This window comes from Sphingomonas sp. ERG5, from assembly GCF_000803065.1.
In the GTDB taxonomy this organism is placed as follows: domain Bacteria; phylum Pseudomonadota; class Alphaproteobacteria; order Sphingomonadales; family Sphingomonadaceae; genus Sphingomonas.
Genome location: NZ_JSXI01000030.1, coordinates 1 through 1,266, shown reverse-complemented (window position 1 = coordinate 1,266; position 1,266 = coordinate 1). Strand labels below are relative to the sequence as shown.

Genomic DNA, 1,266 nt, shown 5'->3' with positions numbered 1-1,266 from the left:
TGATCTGCCCCCTTCTGAGTGGTCCAAAATCTCTGTTATTTTGGATCATGAAGGAGTTTGGAAATGGGCAAGAGGCACAAGCCGGAAGAGATTATCGGCAAGCTGCGTGAGGCTGAGATCGTGTTGGCGCAGGGCGGGACGACAGCGGATGCGTGTCGGCGGATCGCGGTTACCGAGCAGACCTATTATCGCTGGCGCAAAGAATATGGTGGTCTGAAGACCGACCAGGCGCGGCGCATGAAGGATCTGGAGAAGGAGAATCTGCGGCTCAGGCGGGCGATCTCTGACCTGACGCTCGACAAGTTGATCTTGCAGGAGGCGGCCCGGGGAAACTTCTGAGCCCTGCGCGGCGACGGCGGTGCATCGATCATGTGCGTGGCGAACTGGCAGTATCCGAACGAAGGATATGCCGGGTGCTTGGCCAGCATCGATCGACGCAGCGCAAGGTCCCGCGCGGGGCCGATGACGAGGAAGCTCTCACCGATGATATCATTGCCTTGGCACGGCAATATGGTCGCTACGGCTATCGCCGGGTGACGGCGCTGCTGCGTGATGCAGGATGGATGGTCAACCGCAAGCGCGTCGAGCGCATTTGGCGGCGCGAGGGGCTGAAGGTGCCGCAGAAACAACCCAAGCGGGGCCGGCTATGGCTGAACGATGGCTCGTGCATCCGGTTGCGGCCCGAGTATCCGGGGCACGTCTGGGCCTACGACTTCGTCGAGGGTCGCACACATGATGGCCGCAAGTTCCGCATCTTGACGATCATCGACGAGGCCAGCCGCGAATGCCTCGCCCTGATCGTGGCGCGGCAGCTCAAACACGAAGACGTGCTGGCAGCCCTGGCCGACCTGTTCATCGCGCGAGGGCCGCCTGCCAATATCAGGTCCGATAATGGCAGCGAATTTATCGCGACGGCAGTCCAGAAATGGCTGGCGCAGGTCGGCGTGAAGACGCTCTACATCGCGCCGGGGTCACCATGGGAGAATGGCTATAACGAGAGCTTCAACGGGTCGCTGCGCGACGAACTGCTCAATGGCGAGATCTTCTACAGCCTTGCCGAAGCAAAGGTGCTGATCGAAGCCTGGCGGCGGCATTACAACACGATCCGCCCCCACAGCAGCCTCGGCTATCGACCGCCGGCCCCGGAAACGGCTTCTCCGCCATTGCCGCCTTCCGGTTCCGCTTCGCTCCACCTCCAGGCGGCAATGGCAACGGAGGCAACAATGCACTAACAATCAACACGGACCACTCAGTGGGGGCCGGTCA

1 protein-coding gene is annotated in these 1,266 nt (G+C 61.5%); it reads left to right on the top strand.

Annotated elements, in window-relative coordinates:
* The first annotated feature begins 63 nt into the window (after positions 1-63).
* Positions 64-1,232, top strand: a protein-coding gene (locus tag OO12_RS13485) for an IS3 family transposase (RefSeq protein ID WP_152616426.1) whose coding sequence is annotated in 2 segments (ribosomal slippage) — positions 64-325 and positions 325-1,232 — 1,170 coding nt in all. Because the reading frame shifts where the segments join, the coding sequence is not laid out codon by codon here.
* Positions 1,233-1,266: the final 34 nt, after the last annotated feature.